Genomic DNA, 6,149 nt, shown 5'->3' on the forward strand with positions numbered 1-6,149 from the left:
CCTGGGCGGACCGCGCTGGCGGCACCTCCGGCGCCCTGTGGGGCCTCGCGCTCCGCTCGGTCGGAACCGCCCTCGGCGACGAGGTCGCACCAGGCCGCACCGACGTCGCGACCGGCGTGCAGGCCGCGGTCGACGGCATCATGTCGTTCGGCAAGGCCGAGGTCGGACAGAAGACGATGGTCGACGCGCTCGTGCCGTTCACCACCACCCTGAGTGCAGCCGTCGCCGACGGTTCCGACCTCGTCGCCGCCTGGACGACCGCCGCTGCGGCTGCCTCCACCGCTGCCGCCGAGACCGCGGACCTCCTGCCGAAGATGGGCCGCGCCCGTCCGCACGCCGAGAAGAGTCTCGGTACCGTCGACGCCGGTGCCTACTCGTTCGGCCTGATCGTCACGGCGATCGTCCCCGTCCTCGAGCGCGCCGCCAGCACCACCGCGCCAGACAGCACCACCACCAACGAAGGAGTACACGCATGACCGATCAGCTGCGCATCGTCATCGGCTCGGATGACGCCGGGTTCGACTACAAGGAGATCGTCAAGCGCGACCTCGAGCAGCACGACGGCGTCGCCTCGCTCGTCGACGTGGGCGTGGACGCCGATGGCCACACCGCCTACCCGCGGGTCGCGATCGCCGCCGCGGAGCTCGTCGCGTCCGGCCAGGCCGACCGCGCGCTCCTCTTCTGCGGCACCGGTCTGGGCGTCGCGATCGCCGCCAACAAGGTCGCCGGTATCCGCGCCGTCACGGCACACGACAGCTTCTCCGTCGAGCGCGGTGTCCTCAGCAACAACGCGCAGGTCCTGACGATGGGCCAGCGCGTCATCGGCATCGAGCTCGCCCGCCGCCTCGTCCGCGAGTGGCTCACCTACCGCTTCGACGAGACCAGCGCGAGCGCCGAGAAGGTCGCCGTCATCGGTGAGTACGAGGCGACGGGCTCCTGCTGATGACCACCCCGTCCCCGTCGGCCGTGCCCACGTCGACCGCGCCCCGCGTGGTCGGTGTGAGCCTGAAGATGTACTTCGGCCACGCGCAGACCCTCGAGTGGATCGAGCAGGTGGGCGCCTTGGCCCGTCGGCACGAGGCCGTGGTCGATGGTCGCGTGCGACTGTTCGTCATCCCCGGCTACCTCGCGGTCGCGCCGTCGGTGGCGGCCCTCGCCGGGACGGGCGTGCTGGTCGGAGCACAGGACCTCGCGAGCGCGGACCGTGGCGCGTTCACCGGTGAGGTCGGCGGCCCCGAGCTCGCCGAGGTCGGCGTCGCCGTGGTCGAGGTCGGCCACGCGGAGCGCCGTTCGCTCTTCGGCGAGACCGACGAGGTCGTCGCCGAGAAGACCGCAGCCGCCCTCCGCAATGGCATCTCGCCCGTGCTCTGCATCGGCGAGGTCGAGCGCACGACGCCCGAGGCGGCTGCGACGGAGTGCGTGCGCCAGCTGGACTCCGCCCTCGCCGATGCCGTGGCGGGACCGGTGATCGTCGCGTACGAGCCCGTGTGGGCGATCGGTGCGGCTGAACCCGCGTCTGCCGAGTACGTGCGAGCCGTCGGCGCGATCCTGAAGCAATCGATCGCCGAGCGGCCCGACCGGGTCGGCAGCTCCGTGATCTACGGCGGCAGTGCGGGTCCCGGTCTGCTGACCGCCCTCGGTGACGACGTCGACGGCGTGTTCCTCGGACGCTTCGCCCACGACGTCGCGGCGCTTGAGGCCGTGCTCGACGAGGCCCTTCGACAGGCTCAGGATGGCACCCTTCGACAGGCTCAGGGACCGGGGACAGCATGATCGGCTTCGGCACCTACACCTTCTTCTGGGAGGGCTCCGAGCTCGCACCCGAGCGCTTGAGTGTCATCGGCATGATCGAGCGCACGGCCGACGCCGGCGTCGAGCTCTTCCAGATCTGCGACGACGCCCGCATCGAGGCGATGTCCGACGACGACCTGCGTCGGATCGCCGAGGTCGCGCGTGAGCTCGGGGTCGCCCTCGAACTCGGGACGAAAGGGATCGCGGTCGCGCACCTCGAACGCTTCCTCCACATCGCCACCGTGCTGGGCGCGAAGCTCCTGCGCAGCATGGCAACCTCCGGCGATGACCGGCCGTCCCACGCGGACGCCGTCGATCGACTCCGCGCGGTGCTTCCGGCGTTCGAGGCGGCCGGCGTGACGATCGCACTCGAGACCTACGAGCAGCTGTCGTCGCAGGAGCTCGTCGACCTCGTGACCGCCGTCGACCACCCGAACCTCGGCATCTGCCTCGACCCCGCCAACACCGTTGCCCGGCTCGAGCACCCGAGTGACGTCATCGAGCGCACCGCTCCGTACGTCCGCAACATCCACGTCAAGGACTTCGCGTTCACCCGCCGGGGCGGCTGGGTCGGTTTCACCCTCGAGGGCGCCCCGCTCGGCACCGGCCTGCTCGACTACCCCGCCCTCACCGCCGTCGTCCGACCGGACGAGCGCGGTGTCAACCAGATCATCGAACACTGGCTCCCGCTCGGCGACTCCATCACGGAGACGATCGAGCTCGAGCGCACGTGGACCGCACACAACCTGCAGTACCTGAGAGAAGGAAGATCATGACCGACACCACCACCGTCGCGGACCAGCTCACCATCGCCGTCATCGGCGCGGGCGGCAAGATGGGCATGCGCGTCTCCAACAACCTCGTGAAGACCAGCCACAACGTCTTCTACAGCGAGGTCTCGCCCGCCGGCCAGGAGCGTGTGACCGAGGCCGGTCGCGAGCTCACCGAGACCGACGCGGCCGTCACCGACGCCGACGTCGTCATCCTCGCCGTCCCGGACCTCGCCCTGAAGGCCGTGTCCGCCGGCGTCGTCCCGCTCATGAAGTCGGGCGCCGTGCTCCTCACGCTCGACCCGGCCGCCGCGTACGCGGGTCTGCTGACGCGTCGCGACGACGTCATCCAGGCCGTCACGCACCCCTGCCACCCCTCCGTCTTCGTCGAGCGCCACACGCCCGAGGAGTACGCGGACACCTTCGGTGGCATCGCCGCCCTCCAGGACGCCATCGCGGCGATCGAGTCCGACGACGCTGAGAAGCAGGCGCAGGTCGAGGCCGTCGTCCGGGCGATCTTCGCCCCGGTCGGCGAGGTCCACTGGGTCACGGTCAAGCAGCTCGCGCAGCTCGAGCCGACCCTCGTGGAGACGATCGCCTGCATGATCGGTGCGCTCCTCAAGGAGTCGCTCGACGAGGCCGTCAACACCATGGGCGTGCCGGAGCCGGCCGCTCGTGCGATCCTCCTCGGCCACACGCAGGTCGCCCTCGCGAACTCGCTCAAGGGCGACAACCCGTTCTCCGACGCGTGCCTCATCGCCATGGACTACGGCCGCAGCGCGATCATCAAGGACGATTGGAAGAAGGTCTTCCAGGACGACGAGCTCGACAAGAACCTCGCCGCCATGCTCCACCTCGACAAGATCGAGCGGTAACCCGCTTCCCCAACTCAGGAACGCTGCGGCGTGTCGGTCCGCTGCCCCCCCATGGCGGGCCGACACGCCCACCGGCTCCTGAGCTGGGGAATCCTGCAGCCATCAATTCTGCTGTCACATGCGGTCAACCGGTTGTGCCGGATAGGCTGCAGACGACCCGATGCACCACCCGCGACAGCCACTGCGACACCCGCGACACCACCCCCGCAACACCGCACGAGAGACAGGCGACGATGACTGGACGACTTGCAGGAAAGACCGCGCTCGTGACGGGTGCCGGATCGGGGATCGGACGCTCGGTCGCCGAACGGTTCGCGCGGGAGGACGCCGCCGTCGTCTTCTCCGACCGCGACATCCAGGCCGCCCGCGATGCTGCGGCACCCTTCCCGACCGCCATCGCCGTGCGACTCGACATCGCCGACGAAGCGAGCGTCGAGGCCGCCTTCGCGGTCATGGACGCCGCCGGCAAGACCCCGGACGTCGTCGTCGCGAACGCCGGCGTGCAGCTCTTCGGCCAGGACGCGAAGATCGCCGACCTCGACCTCGAGGTCTGGCAGCGCACGGTCGACATCAACCTCACCGGCACCTTCCTCACGACGAAGCACGCCGTCCGCGCCATGCTCGGCCGGGGCGGCTCGATCATCCTCACGGGCAGCCCGACCGGTCTCAACGGCGAGGGCGCCGACTTCACGGCGTACAGCTCCACGAAGGCCGGGATCCACGGCCTCGGCCGGACCGTCGCCGCGGCCTACGCCGATCAGGGGATCCGCGTGAACACCGTCGTCCCCGGCTACACGGAGACCCCGCTCGTCACCGCGATCTCCGGCGACCCCGAGTCCCGCGCCGCGATCGTCGGGCGCATCCCGCTCGGTCGTCCCGGCCAGGCCTCGGACGTCGAGGGCATCATGGTGTACCTCGCCAGCGACGAGTCGAGCTTCGCCACCGGAGCGACCTTCCGGGTCGACGGCGGCATGACGAGCCTCTGAGCCGACGATCATGACCTCGCGTTCGGGAACCACCTTCCGCGTCGCATCCGACCTGCTGCTCGACCGCGAGCGCGACGCCCTCGCCGTCGGACGGGGGCCCTGGTCGGCCTCGCTCCGCGGCTCCGAGCTGGACGACATCGCCTTCGACGGCGAGCTCGTGCTGCGCAGCATCCGCTTCGTCGTCCGCGACCAGGACTGGAAGACGCTGCCCGTCATCGTCGACGCGGTCGACCACACGACGAGCGGCCTGGCCCTGCGCGGCCGGGTCGGCGACGACGGCGAGACCGTCGCCTGGTCGCTGTCGGTCGACCTCGGAGCGTCGACGCTGCGGGTCGCCGTCCGGGCCGAGGTGACCGCCGCGTTCCGTCGCGCGCGCATCGGCCTCATCGTGCTGCAGTCACCGGCCCTCGCCGGCACCGAGCTCGTCGTCGGCCACCCGGAGGGGTCCACGACGACGACCCTCCTTCCGGAGCACGTCGCTCCGCATCAGCCGGCGATCCGCATCGAGTCCCTCGCCTGGACCGGCGACCGCATCGCGACCACGGCCCGCTTCAGCGGTGACGTCTTCGAGATGGAGGACCAGCGCAACTGGACCGACGCCTCGTTCAAGACCTACTCGACGCCGCTCTCGTTGCCGTTCCCCGTGGCGCTGGCGGTCGGTGACGTCGTGGAGCAGTCCGTCGAGGTCTCCTGTGCGCGGGTCGACGCTGCCGAGCGCGCCGAGGCCCCACTGGCGACGCCGCTCGCCGTGACCGTCGTGCCCGAGACGGAGGTCGCGGTGCACGGAGAAGACCCGGTCCTGGAGTCTGTCGACGGGCGGATCGGCGCGCCACTCGACAGCGTCGTCCCCACGATCTCGACCTCGGTGTCGAGCGACCCCGACGGTGGACGCGCTGGTGCGGTGGTCCCGGACCCGATCGCCGGGATCTTCGTGGAGATCGACCCGACGAACCCGGACTGGCCGGCCATCCTCGACCGCGCCGTGCGCCAGGCCGGCACCAGGCCCCTCGACCTCCGACTCGTGCTCGGGACGGGTGAGGAGGCTGAGCCGGTGCTGCGACGGCTCCGCGAGGCGGCCGTGCCCGTCGTGCGCGTCGGGGCGTTCCATCGCCGTACCCACCTCTCCGAGGTCACGCTGCTGACCGCGCTCGGCGACGTCCTGCAGGCCCTGTGGGCCGAGAGCCCGACGCCGCATCCCGAGCTCGTCGGCGGCACGCGCGCGCACTTCACGGAGCTCAACCGCAACCACGCGCGTCTCGAGCGCTGGGCGGGCCCCGTGGCGTTCAGCATCACGCCGTTCATGCACGACCGCGGCGGGCACCAGCTCGTCGAGTCGCTCGGCATGCAGGCCGTCGTCGTGGCGGACGCTGTCAGGATCGCCGACGGCCGCCCGCTGCACGTCGGGCCGGTCACACTCGGCGCCCGCTACAACGCGGTCGCCACCACGCGGGCGAGCGCGGGTGACTCCCGTGACGCGGAACTCCGCGCGGGCTTCGGCGCGGAGCACGTGCCCGGCGCGACGGATTGTCGGCAGTCGGCTGAGGCGCTCGGCGCCTGGGTCGTCGGCAGTGTCGCGGCCCTGGCCGTCTCCGGTGTCGAGTCGCTGTCGTACTTCGAGGCGACCGGACCGCGTGGGCTCGTCGCGGCCGACGGGCCGCTGACGGCTGCGGGCCGGGCGCTCGGGTGGATCGCCGAGCTCAGCGGACGGCAGCGCGTCGCGGTCGAGA

General features: G+C 71.2%; 7 protein-coding genes. All 7 read left to right on the forward strand.

The window, feature by feature from the left end:
* On the forward strand, nucleotides 1-476 hold a 476-nt coding region (locus IFT89_RS19290), incomplete at its 5' end, for a DAK2 domain-containing protein (protein ID WP_202939776.1).
* Nucleotides 473-943, forward strand: coding sequence for a ribose-5-phosphate isomerase (locus IFT89_RS19295; protein WP_064295405.1), 471 nt, complete (start codon nucleotides 473-475; stop codon nucleotides 941-943). The genes IFT89_RS19290 and IFT89_RS19295, both read left to right, overlap by 4 nt.
* The gene (locus IFT89_RS19300) at nucleotides 943-1,773 is read left to right on the forward strand and encodes a triose-phosphate isomerase family protein (RefSeq protein ID WP_202939777.1); all 831 of its coding nucleotides are present in this window, start codon (nucleotides 943-945) and stop codon (nucleotides 1,771-1,773) included. Before IFT89_RS19295 ends, IFT89_RS19300 begins: the two co-directional genes overlap by 1 nt.
* The gene (locus IFT89_RS19305) at nucleotides 1,770-2,567 is read left to right on the forward strand and encodes a sugar phosphate isomerase/epimerase family protein (RefSeq protein WP_202939778.1); all 798 of its coding nucleotides are present in this window, start codon (nucleotides 1,770-1,772) and stop codon (nucleotides 2,565-2,567) included. Before IFT89_RS19300 ends, IFT89_RS19305 begins: the two co-directional genes overlap by 4 nt.
* Nucleotides 2,522-3,436, forward strand: coding sequence for a phosphogluconate dehydrogenase C-terminal domain-containing protein (locus tag IFT89_RS19310; protein ID WP_307783557.1), 915 nt, complete (start codon nucleotides 2,522-2,524; stop codon nucleotides 3,434-3,436). The genes IFT89_RS19305 and IFT89_RS19310 overlap by 46 nt, the downstream gene beginning before the upstream one ends.
* A 233-nt stretch (nucleotides 3,437-3,669) precedes the next feature.
* A complete protein-coding gene (locus tag IFT89_RS19315) occupies nucleotides 3,670-4,422 on the forward strand; it encodes an SDR family NAD(P)-dependent oxidoreductase (protein WP_064295403.1) in 753 nt (250 codons plus the stop codon).
* Nucleotides 4,423-4,432: 10 nt separating this feature from the next.
* A partial coding sequence (locus IFT89_RS19320; RefSeq protein ID WP_202939779.1) for a hypothetical protein occupies nucleotides 4,433-6,149 on the forward strand: 1,717 nt, incomplete at its 3' end.

It is taken from the genome of Plantibacter sp. CFBP 13570, from assembly GCF_014841395.1.
GTDB classification, from domain to species: domain Bacteria; phylum Actinomycetota; class Actinomycetes; order Actinomycetales; family Microbacteriaceae; genus Plantibacter; species Plantibacter auratus.

Excerpts from the sequence above, each read along its gene's own strand:
- IFT89_RS19295 (WP_064295405.1), top strand. The coding sequence starts at position 473 with ATGACCGATCAGCTGCGCATCGTCATCGGCTCGGATGACGCCGGGTTC.
- IFT89_RS19300 (WP_202939777.1), top strand. The coding sequence starts at position 943 with ATGACCACCCCGTCCCCGTCGGCCGTGCCCACGTCGACCGCGCCCCGC.
- IFT89_RS19315 (WP_064295403.1), top strand. The coding sequence starts at position 3,670 with ATGACTGGACGACTTGCAGGAAAGACCGCGCTCGTGACGGGTGCCGGA.
- IFT89_RS19305 (WP_202939778.1), top strand. The coding sequence starts at position 1,770 with ATGATCGGCTTCGGCACCTACACCTTCTTCTGGGAGGGCTCCGAGCTC.